This is a genomic window from Micromonospora sp. URMC 106, assembly GCF_051386395.1.
Classification (GTDB): domain Bacteria; phylum Actinomycetota; class Actinomycetes; order Mycobacteriales; family Micromonosporaceae; genus Micromonospora.
Genome location: NZ_JBPQTP010000058.1, coordinates 1 through 17,436, shown reverse-complemented (window position 1 = coordinate 17,436; position 17,436 = coordinate 1). Strand labels below are relative to the sequence as shown.

The 17,436-nt window shown below is 72.6% G+C and carries 16 protein-coding genes; 10 read left to right on the top strand and 6 right to left on the bottom strand.

Going from position 1 to position 17,436, the window contains the following annotated elements; genetic code table 11:
• Positions 1 to 141: 141 nt before the first annotated feature.
• On the top strand, positions 142 to 948 hold the full coding sequence (locus tag ACSNOB_RS18735) for a helix-turn-helix domain-containing protein (RefSeq protein WP_436687824.1): 807 nt from the start codon (positions 142 to 144) through the stop codon (positions 946 to 948).
• A complete protein-coding gene (locus tag ACSNOB_RS18730) occupies positions 939 to 1,151 on the top strand; it encodes a DUF397 domain-containing protein (RefSeq protein ID WP_436687823.1) in 213 nt (70 codons plus the stop codon). The genes ACSNOB_RS18735 and ACSNOB_RS18730 overlap by 10 nt, the downstream gene beginning before the upstream one ends.
• Before the next feature lie 46 nt (positions 1,152 to 1,197).
• Here the strand turns inward: ACSNOB_RS18730 and ACSNOB_RS18725 are convergent, their stop codons facing one another.
• The 3 genes from ACSNOB_RS18725 to ACSNOB_RS18715 form a co-directional block, all read right to left on the bottom strand.
• Entirely contained in the window at positions 1,198 to 2,148 is a 951-nt protein-coding gene (locus ACSNOB_RS18725; RefSeq protein WP_436687822.1) for a permease prefix domain 1-containing protein, read from the bottom strand.
• Positions 2,145 to 2,486 (bottom strand): PadR family transcriptional regulator, encoded by a 342-nt coding sequence (locus tag ACSNOB_RS18720; RefSeq protein WP_393109742.1) that lies wholly within the window; start codon positions 2,484 to 2,486, stop codon positions 2,145 to 2,147. The genes ACSNOB_RS18725 and ACSNOB_RS18720 overlap by 4 nt, the downstream gene beginning before the upstream one ends.
• A gap of 131 nt (positions 2,487 to 2,617) precedes the next feature.
• Positions 2,618 to 3,304, bottom strand: coding sequence for a hypothetical protein (locus ACSNOB_RS18715; protein WP_436687821.1), 687 nt, complete (start codon positions 3,302 to 3,304; stop codon positions 2,618 to 2,620).
• Positions 3,305 to 3,582: 278 nt separating this feature from the next.
• Between ACSNOB_RS18715 and ACSNOB_RS18710 the strand changes: the two genes are divergently transcribed.
• The gene (locus ACSNOB_RS18710) at positions 3,583 to 4,962 is read left to right on the top strand and encodes a serine/threonine-protein kinase (protein ID WP_436687820.1); all 1,380 of its coding nucleotides are present in this window, start codon (positions 3,583 to 3,585) and stop codon (positions 4,960 to 4,962) included.
• A 66-nt stretch (positions 4,963 to 5,028) separates the two neighbouring features.
• Here ACSNOB_RS18710 and ACSNOB_RS18705 read toward each other — a convergent pair whose 3' ends face one another.
• Positions 5,029 to 5,598 carry a hypothetical protein gene (locus ACSNOB_RS18705; RefSeq protein ID WP_436687819.1) on the bottom strand — a complete coding sequence of 190 codons (570 nt, stop codon included), beginning with the start codon at positions 5,596 to 5,598 and terminating at the stop codon, positions 5,029 to 5,031.
• A 1-nt stretch (position 5,599) separates the two neighbouring features.
• A complete protein-coding gene (locus ACSNOB_RS18700) occupies positions 5,600 to 6,166 on the bottom strand; it encodes an RNA polymerase sigma factor (RefSeq protein ID WP_393109750.1) in 567 nt (188 codons plus the stop codon).
• A gap of 235 nt (positions 6,167 to 6,401) precedes the next feature.
• Between ACSNOB_RS18700 and dnaE the strand changes: the two genes are divergently transcribed.
• Together dnaE and ACSNOB_RS18690 are read left to right on the top strand one after the other, a co-directional pair.
• Positions 6,402 to 9,932 (top strand): DNA polymerase III subunit alpha, encoded by a 3,531-nt coding sequence (gene dnaE, locus ACSNOB_RS18695; protein WP_436687818.1) that lies wholly within the window; start codon positions 6,402 to 6,404, stop codon positions 9,930 to 9,932.
• A gap of 453 nt (positions 9,933 to 10,385) precedes the next feature.
• Positions 10,386 to 11,423 (top strand): aminotransferase class V-fold PLP-dependent enzyme, encoded by a 1,038-nt coding sequence (locus ACSNOB_RS18690; protein ID WP_436687817.1) that lies wholly within the window; start codon positions 10,386 to 10,388, stop codon positions 11,421 to 11,423.
• A 39-nt stretch (positions 11,424 to 11,462) separates the two neighbouring features.
• On the opposite strand, the gene ACSNOB_RS18685 is transcribed toward ACSNOB_RS18690, so the two are convergent.
• Positions 11,463 to 12,323, bottom strand: a complete 861-nt coding sequence (locus ACSNOB_RS18685) for an SPFH domain-containing protein (RefSeq protein ID WP_436687816.1) — start codon at positions 12,321 to 12,323, stop codon at positions 11,463 to 11,465.
• Between the two features lie 309 nt (positions 12,324 to 12,632).
• Between ACSNOB_RS18685 and ACSNOB_RS18680 the strand changes: the two genes are divergently transcribed.
• From ACSNOB_RS18680 to ACSNOB_RS18660, 5 genes are read left to right on the top strand one after another with little or no spacing between them, the layout of a single operon-like run.
• A complete protein-coding gene (locus tag ACSNOB_RS18680) occupies positions 12,633 to 13,394 on the top strand; it encodes an ABC transporter ATP-binding protein (RefSeq protein WP_393109758.1) in 762 nt (253 codons plus the stop codon).
• Positions 13,381 to 14,073, top strand: coding sequence for an ABC transporter ATP-binding protein (locus tag ACSNOB_RS18675; RefSeq protein ID WP_436687815.1), 693 nt, complete (start codon positions 13,381 to 13,383; stop codon positions 14,071 to 14,073). The genes ACSNOB_RS18680 and ACSNOB_RS18675 overlap by 14 nt, the downstream gene beginning before the upstream one ends.
• 40 nt (positions 14,074 to 14,113) lie before the next feature.
• Positions 14,114 to 15,373 (top strand): ABC transporter substrate-binding protein, encoded by a 1,260-nt coding sequence (locus ACSNOB_RS18670; protein WP_436687814.1) that lies wholly within the window; start codon positions 14,114 to 14,116, stop codon positions 15,371 to 15,373.
• Complete coding sequence (locus ACSNOB_RS18665) at positions 15,370 to 16,251, top strand: branched-chain amino acid ABC transporter permease (RefSeq protein WP_436687813.1); 882 nt, start codon at positions 15,370 to 15,372, stop codon at positions 16,249 to 16,251. The genes ACSNOB_RS18670 and ACSNOB_RS18665 overlap by 4 nt, the downstream gene beginning before the upstream one ends.
• Positions 16,248 to 17,264, top strand: a complete 1,017-nt coding sequence (locus tag ACSNOB_RS18660) for a branched-chain amino acid ABC transporter permease (RefSeq protein ID WP_436687812.1) — start codon at positions 16,248 to 16,250, stop codon at positions 17,262 to 17,264. Before ACSNOB_RS18665 ends, ACSNOB_RS18660 begins: the two co-directional genes overlap by 4 nt.
• Positions 17,265 to 17,436 lie beyond the last annotated feature (172 nt).

Genomic DNA, 17,436 nt, shown 5'->3' with positions numbered 1-17,436 from the left:
CCTCCGTCGCGCCTGCTCACACTCTGCCGCCCGGCCGACTACGGTCGGAAGGCGTCGACGGGTCACCGCTCGGTGGTGCCGGCCGGGTGGCCCCCGGTGGCGGGCGCTGGCGGTGACCGGCGGGGCTGTGGTGGAGGTGTGATGGGCGGCGGCCAACTGTCCACGCTGGAGTTCCTCGGCGGTGAGCTGCGCCGGGCGCGGCGCGACCGGGGGCTGAGCCAGGAGGAGCTGGCCCAGCGGATCAACTACTCGTCCTCACTGGTGGGCATGGTGGAGATCGGGCACCGGACCCCGTCGCAGGACTTCGTCGGCCGACTCGACGCCGCGCTGGAGTCGGGCGGCTTCTTCGAGCGGCTGCTCGCCCTCGTCCGGGCGGACGCCGCCCCGCCGTGGCTGCGGGAGTGGATCCAGGTGGAGGCGGAGGCGACGCTGATCCGCTGGTTCGAGCCGTCCCTGATCCCCGGCCTGCTCCAGACCGAGGCGTACGCCCGCGCGGTGCTCACCGGCGGCGGCATGCTCCGCGAGGCCGAGATCGAGCAGCGGGTGGCCTCCCGGCTGGCCCGCCAGGCGGTGTTGAGCCGGGAGGCCCCGCCGGAGGTCGTCTTCGTCGTGGACGAGTCGGTGCTGCGCCGCCAGATCGGCGACCGAAAGGTGATGGCCGAGCAGTTCGACCACCTGCTCGCGGTCACCGCGGCGCCGCACGTCGACCTGCACGTGGTGCCCGCCGACGCCGGCATGCACGCCGGGCTGGCCGGCGCGTTCATCCTGGCCCGCACCCCGGAGGGCGGCGAGGTGGCGCACCTGGACACCCCGCTGCGCGCGCACGTGAGCGACCGCTCGGATGACGTTGATAGCCTTCAACGCAGGTGGGAGAACCTGCGGGGCGAGGCGCTGCCCCGCCGGGCGTCCCGAGAACTCGTCGTGGAGGTGGCGGAGTCATGGACCTGACCGGCGCGACTTGGCGGAAGTCCACCCGCAGCGACAACGGCGGGTCCACCTGCGTCGAGGTGGCGACGAACCTGGCCGGCGTGGTCGGCGTACGCGACAGCAAGGACCCGGCCGGGCCGGTGCTGGCCTTCGGCCCGACGGCCTGGACCGGTTTCCTGGCCGCGGCCACCACCGGCGCCCTCCGACCCGCCCGGCACGGCTGACGGCCCGGCACGCGGGGGGCGTGCCGGGCCGTGCGGCGCGGTCGGGTCAGCGGCGGGCGCGGAGCGCCTTGAGGACGCTCTCGACGACGTCCCAGAGCACGATCAGCGCCGTGCCGGCGACCACGACGGTGGCGACGGTGTTCAGGTTGTTGCCCTCGCCGAGCCACTCGAAGCGGGCCACGAGGTCGGGGTTGAGCAGCCGGTCGGTCGACGCCAGCCAGACCACCGGCACCGCGAACGCCAGGTCGAGCACCGCGTTCGCGGCGACCAGCGGCCAGGTCCAGCGGCCGCTGCGGTACTTGGCGATCTCCAGACCCACGGTGGCGACCAGGACGACGATCAGGAACGGCAGCCAGAAGCTCCACAGCGCGGGGTCGAGGACCGGCAGGTTCTCGTCGCCGTCGGCGGGCACGAACGACCGGAAGTGCTGCAACGGCAGGTAGGCGATGAAGAGCGCCAGGAAGCCGATCGAAGCGGCGGTGTCGGTCAGCGTGATCTGCCGCTCGGCCGGGCTCTCCGGGAGCTGGTCGACGCTCCACTCGGGCAGGTGCAGGGGAGTCCTGGTGCGCTCCAGCACCGCGAAGACCAGGGTGACCCAGAAGGTGATCTGGATGGCCACCGTGAGGGCGGTGGCGACGCCCTCCCCGACGGCTCCGCCGGCGTTGTCGCCGTCGGTGGCCGCCAGCAGGCCCACCAGCACGCCGGCCGTCGCCGGCACGAAGCTGAGCAGCAGCTTCAGCAGCCGCTCCCAGGCGAGGTAGTAGGCCGGGCCGATGAGCTGCAACCGGCGGTCGGCGTAGCGGGCGGCGAGCTTCGCCGGGTCGCCCAGCTCGGTGAGCACCTCACGCTCGGCGGTGGCGGCGTCCTGCCCGCCCGCCGTGCGGCCCTCGACCATGTCCTCGATGGAGGCGCGCAGCTCGGTGGCGATCTCCTCGCGGCGTGCGACCGGCACCGAGCGGAGGGTCGCGGCGAGATAGCGGTCGGTCAGGGGGGTCATCGGTCGGCTCCTTCGATCAGCCTGGTCAGAGAGGTGTGCACGGCGGTCAGGTCGGCGAGGAGCCGGTCCAGCACCGACTCGCCCTCCTCGCTGGTCCGGTAGAACTTGCGCGGCCGGCTCTCCTCGGTGTTCCACTCGCTGGTCACCAGCCCCTGCTCCTCCAGCCGCCGCAGCAGTGGGTAGAGCGTGTTGGCGTCGACCGGGAAGCCGTGGTCGGAGAGGCGTTGCAGCAGCGCGTAGCCGTAGTCGGGGCGGCGCAGGGCGACGAGGCTCGCCACCACCACGGTGCCCCGACGCAGCTCCTGGAGGTGCGTCCGCAGGATCTCATCGCTCACCATGCGTCACACCATACTGTGTGCCACACACCATTGTCCAGCGGCATAACGTCGTGAGCTACACCATCACTGTGTCGGGGGCGGGACGGGCGGAAGGCGGGGCGCCGTTCACGCCCCGCCTTCCCGGTCGCCTCTCAGCAGGTCCGGCCCTCCCGGAAGGTGCGCTCGACGAAGGACGCCAGCCCGACCTGGAGGTAGCCGACGCCCGGCCGGATCGGGTGGCCGGTGAACAGCTCCACCCGCGAGCCGAAGCGCACCAGGTACGCCGACGCGTCGCCCGCGTCGTTGCGGATCAGCGCGCCCCGCCGGCCGTAGATCTCCTCCAGCTCGGCGAAGGTCATGCCCACCGCCGCGCCGGCGGGGGAGTGGGGCGGCGCGGTGGCGGTGCCGACCTCCACCAGCCGCCCGTCGCGGAAGGCCAGCAGGATGACGCCCGCCCAGGCCCCGGTGACGCCGGCGTGGACGACGCCGCCGCACCCGGGGGCCACCCAGTCGATGAGGCCGGCGGCCGACAGGCGCGCCAGGCTGGCCCCGATCCGGAACGGTCCGGCGCCCCGGACGCTGATGACCTGCGTCTGGTCCTGCCCGCCGGTGACCCGGTGGACGTCGGCCGGCGCGCCGCCCCCGCCGGGGCGGCCGGCCAGTGTCTCGGCCGCGGCGGCGGCCCGCGGTCGGGCGGCCTCCGGCCGGGCGGCGACGACCTCCGATCGGGCGGCGGCCGCCTCCGGCCGGGCGGCGGCGGCCGGGGCCGCCACGGTGAACGGTGCGAGCCCGGTCGCGGCCAGCAGGGCGGTGACGACGGTGTACGAGAGACGCTGCACGGTGATCTCCTCCTCGGGAGTTCGGGTGTCCTGTCCTGTTGGTCACCCCGCAGGCCGGATCGGTTCGTCGGGTTCCCGACTGTCGCGTCGGTTGGTCGCGTCGACCACGGCGAGCCGCCCCGCCGCAGCCGGGGTGGTGGCGACGCGGAGCGGCCGGCCGGGGGCGGCGCACCCCCGGACGTGCCGGCGACCTCCGCCGAGGGCTGCCGTCGACCGGGCGCGCCGTCTACTGTCGAGGCGGAGCGGCGGCCGGCGGTGCCGGTGGCGGGGGTGGTGCGGTGACCAGTCCGGCGCGGATCGGGCCCTACCGGATCGAGCGGCTGCTCGGCACGGGGTCGTTCGCGACGGTCTGGCTGGGCCACGACCCGGTGCTGGACTCCCGGGTGGCGATCAAGGTGCTGGCCGAGAACTGGCACCACGACCTGCGGGTGCGGGAGCGCTTCCTCGACGAGGCCCGGCTGCTGCGGCGGCTCGACGACGAGCGGCTGGTCCGGGTCCACGCGGTCGGCGAGCTGCCCGACGGCCGGCCGTACGCGGTGCTGGCCTGGGCCGACGGCGGCAGCCTGCGGGACCGGCTCGCGGCCGGGCCGATCCCCGTGCCGGCCGCCCTGGACCTGCTCGCCGAGATCGCCGCCGGCGTCGCCGTGCTGCACCGCCACGGCGTGGTGCACCGCGACCTGACCCCGGGCAACGTCCTCTTCCGGTCCTCCCCGGACGGCGAGCGGGTGCTCGTCGCCGACCTGGGGCTGGCCAAGGCGCTCGCCGCCGCCTCCGGTCTCACCGCCCGGGCGGGCACCCCCGGCTACATGGCGCCGGAGCAGGACGACCCGCTCGCGGTCGTCGACACCCGCGCCGACGTGTACGGGCTGGGCCGGCTCGGCCTCCGGCTCCTCGGCGCGGCAGCCGCGCCGCCGGGCGCGACGAGTCGGCTGCGCGCGGGCGTCGCGCCGGAGGTGGCGGCGGTGCTGCGCCGCGCCACCGCCACCCTTCCGGCCGACCGCCACCCCGACGCCGCGGCCTTCCGCGCCGCCCTGCGCCGCGCCGGCGCCGCCTCCGTTCCCCGGTCACCCGTACCCGTAGCGGAGGAGCGGTCACGCCGGGCCCGGCGAGCCGGCCGGCGGCGGCGCGGCGTGCTGGGGCTGGGGGTCGCGGCCCTCGTCGCGGTCGGTGCCACGGCCGGGGACGGCGCGACCGCCGGGCGGCCCGCCGGCACCTGGAGCAGCGGACCGGTGACGGTGGCGCTACCGCCCGGGTGGCGGGCCACCGGCACCGGCTGGGCCGGTCACTACGGTGCCGACGGACGGCTCGAACCGGCCCTGGTGATGTCGCCGGAACCGCACCGGTGGGCGGTGGACCCGACCGTGCCGGGCGCCTTCGTCGGGCTGTCGGCCAGCATCGCCGCCCGGACCACCCCGGCGGGGTACGTCGCCGAGCGCCCGCACGCGTCGTGCGCCGCCGCGCCGGTGCGTCACACCCGGCAGGGGGGCGTCGACTGGGTGGTGGCCCGGTTCGCCTGCGCGGCGGGACGGCCGGTGCTGGTCGAGGCCGCCGGGCTCGCCCCCGGTGGGCGCGGCCTGATCTACGTGCAGCTCACGCCGCCCGCCGGCAGCGGGACCGACTTCGTCGACGCCCTGCTGGCCGGCGTACGGGTGCGCTGACCCCGCGTGGCGGGCGCTCGTGGCCGGCATCCGGGGCCCTCCGGGTCCCCCCCGGCGGAACTTCCGCTAGCGGATGACCACGGTGATCTCGTGCGTGGTGCCGCCCTGCGGGATCCGCACCGCCACGGTGCCGGGGCGGACGAACCGGATGTCCACCACCCCGGCCTCGTAGCTGCGGGAGACGAGGCCCTCCCGGTCCACCGTCACCTCGCCCGGGCCGATTCCGATGATCCGCAGCACTCCACCGGTGGCGAAGCAGAGCGAGGTGAGCAGCGCCAGCTCGGTCTCGGCCAGCACCAGGTCGTAGCGCACGGCGCCGTGACAGGTGCCGGGCAGCCCGCTCGGCGACCGCGTCGCGGGCGGCGTACGCCGGGTGGTGGTCGTCGCGGGCGGGACCGGCGGGGGACGCCGGGACGTCGGAACCACGACCGGCGGGGCCGGCGGGCTGGACGGCGACGGCGCGGTGGACGGCGTGGGGGAGGCCGGCGGGCCGGCGGCGCCGACGGTGGTCGTCGGCGGCTGGACGGGCAGCGGCGAGACCGGCGCGTCGCCGCCGCACCCCGCGAGCGGCCCGGCCACGGTCACCGCGACCAGCCCGGCGGCGGCGAGCCGCCACCGAACCCGGCGGGCCGCCACGTCACCGCCGCCCGTCGCCGGTGCGGTCCGGCTCCCCGGACAGCCGGTGCCGGACCTGCCGGCGGGCCTCGTGGATCCGGGACTTGACGGTGCCCTCCGGCAGGTCGAGCAGGGCGGCGATCTCGCGGTAGCCCAGCCCGAGGACGTCCCGCAGCGTCACCGCCTCGGCGAGCTCGGGACGGACCGAGTCGAGCGCGTCGAGCAGATCCAGCCGGGTGCCGGCGACCACGCTGGTCCGCCGGGGGTCCGACGCCTCCGGCAGCGGCACGCCGCCGGCCTCCACCAGCCAACGCCGACGCAGCACCCGGTACGTCGAGCGGGCCCGGTTGGCCGTCAGCCGGTAGAGCCAGGTGTGGAACGACGACCGGCCCTCGAACCGGGTGATGCCCCGGGCCAGCGCGAGCAGCGCGTCCTGGCACGCCTCCTCGGCGTCCTCCCGGTTCGGCAGCAGGCGGGCGCACAGCCGCAGCACCTCCGGGCGCACCGCGGCCAGCAGCGCGTCGAGCGCCGCCGGGTCACCGCGCGACGCCGACGCGGCCAGGTCCTCGACACCGTCCGCGAGGGGCATCAGGTCGTCCAATGCTCGCCGGATACCGTCCGCTCAGGGTACGGCCGGCGCCGCCGGACGGGTCGCCACGAGTCCGGGAACCGACTGTCGGCAGCCGTCGCCGGGGCGGCCGAAGAGACCCGGGACACTCCGGCCGCTCCGCCGGGCGCGGCATCTTCGGCGGCCTCTGGCGGCGGCGATAGGGTAGGCCGACCGACCTCGACCAACCCATGACCAGACCCGGGGGGCGCCACGCATGGGCGATTCGTTCGCGCATCTGCACGTGCACACGGAGTACTCGATGCTCGACGGGGCGGCCCGGCTGAAGGACCTCTTCGCCGAGGTCAAACGGCAGGGCATGCCGGCGGTGGCGATGACCGACCACGGCAACATGCACGGCGCGAACGACTTCTACAAGCAGGCGATGGCCGCCGGCGTGACCCCGATCCTCGGCATCGAGGCGTACGTGGCGCCGGAGTCGCGGTTCCACAAGCAGCGGGTGCGCTGGGGCCGGCCGGAACAGAAGAGCGACGACGTCTCCGGCAGCGGCGGCTACACCCACATGACCATCTGGGCGAAGAACAAGACCGGCCTGCACAACCTCTTCAAGCTGACCAGCCGGTCGTACACCGAGGGCTTCTTCGTCAAGTGGCCACGGATGGACGCGGAGCTGCTCGCCGAGAACTCCGAGGGGTTGATGGCCACCACCGGCTGCCCCTCCGGTGAGGTGCAGACCCGGCTGCGCCTGGGCCAGTACGACGAGGCGCTCAAGGCCGCGGCGCGGTACCAGGAGATCTTCGGCAAGGAGAACTACTTCCTGGAGATCATGGACCACGGCATCAGCATCGAACGCCGGGTCCGCCAGGAGCTGCACGACATCTCGCGCAAGCTGGACATCCCGCCGGTGGTCACCAACGACTCGCACTACACCCACGAGTCCCAGGCCGAGGCGCACGACGTGCTGCTCTGCGTGCAGACGGCGGCGAACGTCGCCGACCCGAACCGGTTCCGCTTCGACGGCAGCGGCTACTACATCAAGTCCGCCGACGAGATGCGCGGCGTCGACAACTCCGACCTCTGGCTGGAGGGCTGCCGCAACACCCTGCTGGTGGCCGAGAAGGTCGACCCCACCGGGATGTTCGAGTTCCACAACCTGATGCCGCGCTTCCCGGTCCCCGAGGGGGAGACCGAGGAGTCCTGGTTCCGCAAGGAGACCTTCGCCGGGCTGGCCCGGCGCTACCCGGGCGGCATCCCCGAGGGCCACGTCAAGCAGGCCGAGTACGAGCTGGGCGTCATCATCCAGATGGGCTTCCCGTCGTACTTCCTCGTGGTCGCCGACTTCATCCAGTGGGCCAAGAGCCAGGGCATCGCGGTGGGCCCGGGCCGTGGTTCGGCGGCCGGCTCGCTGGTGGCGTACGCGCTGGGCATCACCGACCTCGACCCGATCCCGCACGGCCTGATCTTCGAGCGCTTCCTCAACCCCGAGCGCGTCTCGATGCCGGATGTCGACATCGACTTCGACGAGCGTCGGCGCGGCGAGGTGATCAAGTACGTCACCGACAAGTGGGGTGAGGACAAGGTCGCCCAGATCGCCACCTTCGGCACCATCAAGGCGAAGGCCGCGATCAAGGACTCGGCCCGGGTGCTCGGCTACCCGTACGCGGTCGGCGACCGGATCACCAAGGCGATGCCCCCGGCGGTGATGGGCAAGGACATCCCCCTGGAGGGCATCTTCGACCCCAAGCACCCCCGGTACGCCGAAGCCGGTGAGATCCGCGGCATGTACGAGGCCGAGCCGGACGTCAAGAAGGTCATCGACACCGCCCGGGGCATCGAGGGGCTGATCCGACAGACCGGCGTGCACGCCGCCGGCGTCATCATGTCCGCCGAGCCGATCATCGACCACATCCCGCTGATGCGCCGGGACTCCGACGGGGTCATCATCACCCAGTTCGACTACCCGACGTGCGAGTCGCTCGGGCTGTTGAAGATGGACTTCCTCGGCCTGCGCAACCTGACCATCATCGACGACGCCGTGAAGAACATCCAGCTCAACCACGGCAAGGAGCTGGACCTGCTGGCGTTGCCGCTGGACGACAGGGCCGCGTACGAGCTGCTGGCCCGGGGCGACACCCTGGGCGTGTTCCAGCTCGACGGCGGGCCGATGCGCTCCCTGCTGCGGATGATGAAGCCGGACAACTTCGAGGACATCTCCGCCGTCCTCGCCCTGTACCGGCCCGGCCCGATGGGCGTGGACTCGCACACCAACTACGCGCTGCGCAAGAACGGCCTCCAGGAGATCACCCCGATCCACCCGGAGCTGGAGGAGCCGCTGCGGGAGATCCTCGCCCCCACCTACGGCCTGATCGTCTACCAGGAGCAGGTGCAGCGCGCCGCGCAGATCCTCGCCGGCTACACCCTCGGCCAGGCCGACCTGCTGCGCCGGGCGATGGGCAAGAAGAAGAAGGAGATCCTCGACAAGGAGTTCATCCCGTTCCGCGACGGTTGCCGGGAGCGGGGCTACTCGGACGAGGCGATCCAGAAGGTCTGGGACGTGCTGGTCCCGTTCGCCGGCTACGCCTTCAACAAGGCGCACTCCGCGGCGTACGGCCTGGTGTCGTACTGGACGGCGTACCTGAAGGCGCACTACCCGGCCGAGTACATGGCGGCGCTGCTCACCTCCGTCGGCGACGACAAGGACAAGATGGCGCTCTACCTCTCGGAGTGCCGCCGGATGCGCATCCAGGTGCTGCCCCCGGACGTCAACACCTCCGCCGGGCCGTTCACGCCGGTCGGCAAGGAGATCCGGTTCGGCCTCGGCGCGGTGCGCAACGTCGGCGCGAACGTCGTCGCCTCGATCATGCGCTGCCGCGAGGAGAAGGGCGACTACACCGACTTCTACGACTTCCTGTCCAAGGTCGACGCGGTGGTCTGCAACAAGAAGACCATCGAATCGCTGATCAAGGCCGGGGCGTTCGACTCGCTCAAGCACCCCCGCAAGGCGCTGCTCGCGGTGCACGCGGAGGCCATCGACGCGTACGCCGACGTCAAGCGCAAGGAGGCCGTCGGCCAGTACGACCTCTTCGGCGCCGGCTTCGGCGACACCGAGACCAGCAGCACCACGGTGATGCCGGCGATCGGCGAGGGGGAGTGGGACAAGCGCGACAAGCTCGCCTTCGAACGCGAGATGCTCGGCCTCTACGTCTCCGACCACCCGCTCTTCGGCCTGGAGCACGTCCTCGGCGCGGCGGCGGACTGCACGATCGCCGCGCTGTCGGAGGAGGGCACCGTCCCGGACGGGGCCGTGGTCACCCTCGCCGGCATCCTCTCCGGCGTCCAGCGCCGGGTCACCAAGCAGGGCCGGGCCTGGGCCTCGGCCACGCTGGAGGACCTGGCCGGCGGCGTGGAGACGCTCTTCTTCCCCAACACCTACGAGGTGATCGGGCAGTACATCGCCGAGGACGCCATCGTGGTGGTCAAGGGGCGGGTCGACCGGCGCGACGACACCCCACGGATCATGGCGATGGACATGTCCATGCCGGACATCAGCAGCAACCCGGCGAGCAAGCCGATCACCCTGACCATCCCCGTGACCCGGTGCACGCCGCCGCTGGTGGAGCGCCTCAAGGAGACCCTGGTGCTGCACCCGGGCGACACCGAGGTGCACGTCAAGCTGCTCAACGGCAGCAAGGTCACCATGCTGCGGCTCGGCCCGTTCCGGGTCGCGGCCACCACCGCGCTGATGGGCGACCTGAAGAGCGTCCTCGGCCCCGCCAACGTCAGCTGACCGGTCCACCCGCCCGCGTCGCCGTCGCCATCGCCGTCGCCGCCCGCGTCGCCGTCGCCGTCGCCGGTGCCGGCGACGGCGCGGGCGCGGGCGCGCCGGGCAGACGACCGGCAGCCCTCCTGACCGGGTGGCCCGTACCGGGCGAGACCGGGCGGGCGCCCCACGCCCACATGCCTGCTCCTCAGCCGGGATCGCGCTCGATCCGGGATGTAGGGGTGTCCCGCCGTCGCGCAGGCCACTACATCCGGGTTCCCGCGCGATCATCCCGGCTACCGAGGGCCTGGGTGGCACCTGCCGTCGTCGGTGGCCGGAGATCCTCCACCGTGTCGGCGCCGGCACGGCGGGCCGTCCGGGGAGCGCCCCCGGCGGCGGCGACGGCCGCCGGTCGACGTGGGGCCGCGAGTGGCGGATTGGCCGTCCCGGTGCGCGGCGCGGCTGGCTAGCGTCGGTGACGTGGAGATCGCGCAGGCGCAGAAGCTGTGGCAACCGCAGCCGGGCTGGCTGAACACCGCCAGCTACGGGCTGCCGCCCGACCCGGTGTGGGACGCGGTGCAGGCGGCGCTGGCGGACTGGCGGGTCGGGCGGACGTCGTGGGAGGGCTGGGGCGAGTCGACGCACCGGTCCCGCGTCGCCTTCGCCCGGCTGGTCGGAGTGCCCGTCGCCGACGTCGCGATCGGCAGCACCGTCTCGCAGCTGCTGGCCCCGGTCGCCGCCGCGCTGCCACCCGGCGCGACCGTGGTGGTGCCCGAGGTCGAGTTCACCTCCAACCTCTTCCCCTGGCTGGTGCAGGCCGAGCGGGGCGTCGAGGTGCGCACCGTGCCGCTGGCCGGGCTGGTCGACGCGATCGACGCCGGCACCGACCTCGTCGCGTTCAGCCTGGTGCAGTCCGCCGACGGCGCCGTCGCCCCGTACGACGACATCGTCGCGGCGGCCCGGGCGCACGGCGCGCTCGTCGCGGTGGACGCCACCCAGGCGTGCGGCTGGCTGCCGTTCGACGCGAGCCTCGCGGACGTGGTCGTGGCCGGGGCGTACAAGTGGCTGATGGCCCCGCGCGGCTCGGCGCTGGCCTACCTGGCCCCGGCGCTGCGCGAGCGGCTGCGGCCCGACGCGGCCGGCTGGTACGCGGGCCACGACCCGCACGCCTCCTACTACGGCCCGCCGCTGCGCCTCGCCGACGACGCCCGCCGGTTCGACATCTCGCCCGCCTGGTTCAGCTGGGTCGGCACCGCCCCCGCCCTGGAGCTGCTCGTCGACATCGGCGTGCCGGCCGTGCACGCGCACGACGTCGCGCTGGCCAACCGGTTCCTCGCGGGGCTGGGCCGGCCGCCGGGGGACAGCGCCATCGTCACCGTGGAGGTCCCCGGGGCGCAGGAGCGGCTGGAGCGGGCCGGCGTCCGCGCGGCGGTCCGCGCCGGCCGGGTCCGGGCCTCCTTCCACGTCTACTCCACCGAGGACGACGTCGACCTCGCCCTGGACGCGCTCACCGGCTGAGCCGGGCGCGTCCGGGGCGGGGTCAGCGCCGGTCGGCTGTCACTTGGTGCCGGTGATGATTCCCGGGTTGATGCACAGCCCGGGGTTGCTGCCGTTGCGCTCGGCGATCTCCAGGCACCGCGACACCTTGTCGACCTTCGCGTTCGTCTCGGTGATCTGCTTCTGAATCGCGGCGTTCTTCCGGTCCTGCTCCAGGTTGCGGGTCTGGGCGAGCTTGTCCTGGAACGCCTTGATGTTGCCCTCGGTCTTGTCGTCGTGGTTGACCCGGGTGATCGTCACCGACAGGATGTCGACGTCGCTGGAGAGCCGCGTCTCCGCGCTGGTCTTGATGCTCTCGGCGAAGGGCTTCAGGTCCACGTTCAGACTGCCGGTGTTCGAGTCGATCTTCTCCAGCGGGTTGTACGTGGCGAAGGCGTCGTTGACGGCGCTGTCGAGCTGGACGCCCACCCGCTGGCCCCGGAAGCTGTCGAAATCGCCCTTGTAGTCCATGAACTGCTTCGGCGCGTTCTCGGGCTTGACCTGCCACTCCACGAGCACCTCGACGCAGGCGTCGGCGAGCGTGCCGGTGCGGACCCGCACGCAGTGCTCGCCGCCGATGTGGTCGTACTTCTGCCGGCCCGCGTCCCACTCGCCGACCTTCTGCCACGGGGCGACCCACTTCAGCCCGGAGCCGGTGACCTTGCCCGTCGGCTTGCCGAAGCTGGTGACGATCCCGACCGAGCGGATCGGCACGGAGTGGGCACTGGCGCCGACGGTGAACACGACCGCGCCGACGAGGCAGGCGAGCGCCGCCAGGGTTGCGGTCCGCTTCGTCGACGTATTCGAGGCGGCGAGCGCGAGCAGGCCGGAGACTGCCAGGCTGACGCCAAAGATGATCGCAACTATGAAGCCGAAGGGCATTTCGCTCGGCGCCTTTCGTGAGAGGGGGCCATCACCCTAGGGGCAACGATCAAGGCGGGGCGTAGGCGGGGCGCGGCCGTGGGGCGCCCACATGGACGTGGTACGGAGCGGCCCCATAGTCGTCGATGTCGATGTCGATGGGTGGGATGACCGGGCGGCAAGTGGAGTTCCCACACGGTCGTGCGTCCCCGAATGTGTTGGTCATCGACATGGTTCGACATCCGGTGCAGCCGTACGTTTCCAGGACGCGACGGCCATGTGACCGCGGTCACCGATCCGACCGTCGCGACACCTGCGAAGGAGTAGGCGATGGCCGGGCAAGCGCTCCTGTCGGCTCGCGGGCTGACCCGCGACTTCCGGGGCTTCCGGGCGGTCGACGGCGTCGACCTCGACATCGCGGCGGACAGCGTACACGCGCTGGTCGGCCCGAACGGCGCCGGGAAGACCACCCTGTTCAACCTGCTCACCGGATTCCTGCGGCCCAGCGGCGGCCGGATCGAGCTGGCCGGCCGCGACGTGACCGGGCTACCCCCCGAGCAGGTCGCCCGGCTCGGCGTGGCCCGGTCGTTCCAGATCACCAGCCTCTTCCCGCAGCTCTCCGCCCGCGAGCACGTCGAGCTGGCGTTGCAGTCGTCGAGCGGGCTGGGCTGGCGGTTCTGGCGCTCGGCGAAGCTGATGCGCCGCTACACCGACCGGGCCGCCGAGCTGCTCGACATGGTCGGGCTGGGCGAGCTGGCCGAGGCCCCGGCCGAGGCGCTGGCGTACGGGCGCAAGCGGGCGCTGGAACTGGCCATCGCCCTCGCCCTGGACCCGAAGGTGCTGCTGCTCGACGAGCCGACCGCGGGCATGGGACTGGAGGACGTCGACCGCACCGTCGAGCTGATCGCGCGCGTCCGGCAGGGCCGGACGGTCGTGATGGTCGAGCACAACATGAGCGTGGTCGGGCGGCTCGCCGACACCGTCACCGTCCTGCAGGCCGGCAGGGTCCTCGTCGAGGGCCCGTACGAGCAGGTCCGCGCCGACGAACGCGTGATCACCGCATACCTGGGAGCCGCTGATGCTGCGCATTGAGAACCTGTCCGCCTGGTACGGCGAGGCGCAGGTGCTGCGGGACGTCGGCCTGGAGGTCTCCGCCGGCGAGGTGGTCACGCTCGTCGGGCGCAACGGCGCCGGCAAGTCCACCCTGCTGCGTTGTGTGATGGGCCTGCACACCGGCCAGCGCGGCACGATCGAGCTGGACGGGCGCGACGTCGGGAGGCTGCCCGCGTACCGGCGGGCGCGGCTGGGGCTCGGCTGGGTCCCCGACGACCGGGGCAGCTACGCCACGCTGAGCGTGACGGAGAACCTCACCCTGCCGCCGACGGTCGGCCCCGACCCATGGTCGCTGGAGCGGGTGTACGAGGCGTTCCCCGCCCTCTACCAGCGGCGGGACTCGGCCGCCACCATGCTCTCCGGCGGCGAGCAGCAGATGCTCGCGCTCGCCCGGGTGCTGCGGATGGGCGCCCGGCTGCTGCTCTGCGACGAACCGACCGAGGGGCTCTCGCCGCTGCTCGTGCAGCAGGTCGGCGACCTCCTGCGCGAGGCCAAGCGGCACGGGGTGACCGTGCTGCTGGTCGAGCAGAACCTGCACTTCGCCACCGGCGTCGCCGACCGGCACTACCTGCTGGCCGAGGGACGCGTCGCGGAGGCGATGGACAACTCCGAGGTGCGCTCGCGGGAGCGCGAGCTGCTGTCGTACCTCGGCATCTGATTTCCGATTCGACGACCCGCGCGGCGCGCGGGGTGGAGGGATGAGCATGCGTAGGACGGTGGGTGTGGCCGCCGCGTCGGCGGCCGCGGTGGTGCTGGTCGCCGGCTGCGGCGGCGGTGGTCCCCAGTCGGGCGGGGACCAGAAGCTGACCGGGGACAAGATCGTGCTGGGCGTGCTGAACGACCAGTCCGGCGCGTACTCGGAGCTGTCCGGAAAGAACTCGGTCAAGGCCGTGGAGATGGCGATCGCCGACTTCAAGGCGAAGCACGGCGACCGGGCGGTGACGAAGGACATCACCGTGGAGACCGCCGACCACCAGAACAAGCCGGACATCGCCAACACCAAGGCCGCCGAGATGTACGACCGCAAGGGCGTCGACCTCATCCTCGACGTGCCCACCTCGTCGGCGGCGCTGAAGGTGGCCGACGTGGCGAAGGAGAAGAAGAAGCTCTACTTCAACATCGGCGCCGCGACCACCGACCTGACCGGCAAGAGCTGCAACAAGTACACCTTCCACTACGCGTACGACACGTACATGCTGGCCAACGGCACCGGCAAGACCACCACCGAGCAGGTGGGCAAGAACTGGTACATCCTCTACCCGAACTACGCGTTCGGTCAGGACATGGAGAAGAGCTTCTCCGCCGCCATCGCCGCGGCCGGCGGGAAGGTCGTCGGCAAGGACGGGGCGCCGTTCCCGAACACCAGCGGCGACTTCTCCACCTTTTTGCTCAAGGCGCCGACGCTGAACCCGAAGCCGGACGTGCTCGGCACCATGCAGGCCGGCGCGGAGCTGGTCAACGTGGTCAAGCAGTACAACGAGTTCAAGCTGCGGGACAAGGGCGTCGGCCTGGCGGTCGGCCTGATGTTCATCACCGACATCCACTCGCTCACGCCGGCCGCGCTCGCCGGCACCACCTACACCGACGCCTGGTACTGGAACTTCGACCAGCAGAACCGCGAGTTCGCCGACCGGTTCCAGAAGGAGACCGGCACCCGGCCGTCCTTCGCGCACGCGGCCAACTACTCCGCCGCGACGCAGTACCTGGAGGCCGTGCAGGCCGCCGGCACCGACGACGCCGACACGGTGGTCAAGGGGCTGGAGGGCAAGGAGGTCAACGACGTCTTCCTGCGCAACGGCAAGATCCGCGCGGAGGACCACCGGGTCATCCACGACGCGTACCTGGCCCAGGTGAAGCCGCAGTCCGAGGTCACCGAGCCGTGGGACTACGTCAAGGTGCTCAAGACCATCCCGGCGGCGGAGGCGTTCGCCGCCCCGTCCCCGGACTGCAAGCTGTGACCGGATTCCTGCAGAACACGTTCAACGGGCTGGTGAGCGGGGCGTTCTACGCCCTGCTCGCCCTCGGGCTCGCGGTCATCTTCGGCATGCTGCGCGTGGTCAACTTCGCCCACGGCGCGTTCTACATGCTCGGCGCATTCGGCGCGTACGTGCTGCTCACCGAGGCGGGCGTGCCGTTCTGGGCGGCACTGGTGATCATGCCGGTGGGGTTGGCCCTGCTCGGCATGGCGCTGGAGCGGGCCTTCATCCACCGGCTCACCCGGCTCGACCCGCTCTACAACTTCCTGCTCACCTTCGGCCTGACGCTGATCCTCCAGGATCTGGTGAAGCTCCGGTACGGCGTGCAGTCCAGCCCGTACGCCACCCCGTCGGCGCTGAGCGGGTCGGTCGACTTCGGGCTCTTCGACTTCCCCACCTACCGGGTCTTCATCCTCGGCTTCGCGGTCGCCGTCTGCGTCGGCGTCTGGTGGGTGCTGACCCGCACCCGCATCGGCATGGTGGTCCGGGCCTCGACCGAGCGGCCGGAGCTGACCCGGGCGTTCGGCATCGACGTCGGCCGCTGGGTCACCCCGGTGTTCGGCTTCGGCATCGGCCTGGCCGGGCTCGCGGGGGTGCTGGCCGCGCCGATGCGGGCCGTGAACCCGCTGATGGGCGCCGACCTCATCATCGTGGTGTTCGCCGTGGTGGTGATCGGTGGGCTGGGCTCGATCTTCGGGTCCGTCGCCGCCGGCTTCGGCATCGGCCTGGTCCAGGCGTGGGGCGAGGCGTACCTGTCCGACTTCCCGATCGTGTCGCAGACGATCGTCTTCATCGTGATGGCCGTCGTGCTGCTCTGGCGCCCGGCCGGGCTGTTCGGCCGTGAGGAGGCACCGGCATGACGAGCACCGTCGACACCGCGACCGACGCCGGTCGCCCGGCGCCGAGGTCCGGGCTGGTCGCCGTGACCCGGGCGCCCGGCTGGGTCCGGTACGCGCTGCTCGCCGTCGGGCTGCTGGTGGCGTTCTGGCTGCCCAACGGGCTGTACCCGGCGGTGGCGGTGGACATCCTCTGCTGGGCGCTGTTCGCCGTCGCCGTGGACCTGCTGCTCGGCTTCACCGGGCTGATGTCCTTCGGGCACGCGGCCTTCTGGGGCACCTCCGCGTACGTCACCGGGTTGGTGGCCATCCACGCCGGTCTGCCGTTCCCGGTGGCCGTGCTGGCCGGGGCGCTCGCCGCGGCCGTGCTCGCGGTGCCGATCGGCTACCTGGCGGTGAAGCGGACCGGCATCTACTTCGCCATGGTCACCCTGGCGTTCGCGCAGATGGTCTACTACGTGGCCAACGAGTGGCGCTCGGTCACCCGGGGCGAGAACGGCCTCCAGGGCGTGCCCCGGGAACTGTTCGGGCTGGACCTCGCCGACGACTACTACTTCTACTACGCGATCCTGCCGATCGTGCTGCTCGGGCTGGCCGCCGCGTGGCGGATCGTGCACTCGCCCTTCGGTCGGGTGCTGGTCGGCATCCGCGACAACCCGGCCCGCGCCCGCGCGCTCGGCTACCCCGTGCACCGCTACAAGCTGACCGCGTTCGTGCTGTCGGGCTTCATCGCCGGGCTCGGCGGCGGGCTGTTCGCCGTCGGCCACCGCTTCGTCTCCCTCGACGTGCTGCACTGGACCACCTCCGGCAAGGCCGTCATCGTGGTGGTGCTCGGCGGCATCGGCACGCTCTGGGGCGGGGTGCTCGGCGCGGGCATCCTGGTCCGCCTGGAGGACTGGCTGTCGTTCTCCGGGTTCGAGGCGATCGGCCTGGTCACCGGAAGCATCTTCGTCCTCGTCGTGCTCGTGTTCCGGCGCGGCATCTGGGGCAGCGCCGCCGCCCTGGCGCACCGCTGGCTGGCATCCCGCCGCCGGTAGTCCCGCGAGGGGCGCATCCGGCCGGCGCCCTCCCAGCGCACCCCCTGGTAGCGAACGTCCACCCGGGGGTGCGTCTGGTGCTGACAGATCCTCCCGGTTGCGGTGGGCACGCCGTCGGCCGGCGCCCCGTGTCGGGGTGCCGGCCGTCGGGTGTGGATGTGCCGCCGGGGGG

What these genes read in the sequence shown, in the direction of transcription:
- ACSNOB_RS18685 (WP_436687816.1), bottom strand. Translation starts at nt 12,323, where the DNA reads ATGCCCTTCGGCTTCATAGTTGCGATCATCTTTGGCGTCAGCCTGGCA.
- ACSNOB_RS18675 (WP_436687815.1), top strand. Translation starts at nt 13,381, where the DNA reads ATGCTGCGCATTGAGAACCTGTCCGCCTGGTACGGCGAGGCGCAGGTG.
- ACSNOB_RS18660 (WP_436687812.1), top strand. Translation starts at nt 16,248, where the DNA reads ATGACGAGCACCGTCGACACCGCGACCGACGCCGGTCGCCCGGCGCCG.
- ACSNOB_RS18670 (WP_436687814.1), top strand. Translation starts at nt 14,114, where the DNA reads ATGAGCATGCGTAGGACGGTGGGTGTGGCCGCCGCGTCGGCGGCCGCG.
- ACSNOB_RS18680 (WP_393109758.1), top strand. Translation starts at nt 12,633, where the DNA reads ATGGCCGGGCAAGCGCTCCTGTCGGCTCGCGGGCTGACCCGCGACTTC.
- ACSNOB_RS18730 (WP_436687823.1), top strand. Translation starts at nt 939, where the DNA reads ATGGACCTGACCGGCGCGACTTGGCGGAAGTCCACCCGCAGCGACAAC.
- dnaE (WP_436687818.1), top strand. Translation starts at nt 6,402, where the DNA reads ATGGGCGATTCGTTCGCGCATCTGCACGTGCACACGGAGTACTCGATG.
- ACSNOB_RS18725 (WP_436687822.1), bottom strand. Translation starts at nt 2,148, where the DNA reads ATGACCCCCCTGACCGACCGCTATCTCGCCGCGACCCTCCGCTCGGTG.
- ACSNOB_RS18720 (WP_393109742.1), bottom strand. Translation starts at nt 2,486, where the DNA reads ATGGTGAGCGATGAGATCCTGCGGACGCACCTCCAGGAGCTGCGTCGG.
- ACSNOB_RS18700 (WP_393109750.1), bottom strand. Translation starts at nt 6,166, where the DNA reads ATGCCCCTCGCGGACGGTGTCGAGGACCTGGCCGCGTCGGCGTCGCGC.
- ACSNOB_RS18735 (WP_436687824.1), top strand. Translation starts at nt 142, where the DNA reads ATGGGCGGCGGCCAACTGTCCACGCTGGAGTTCCTCGGCGGTGAGCTG.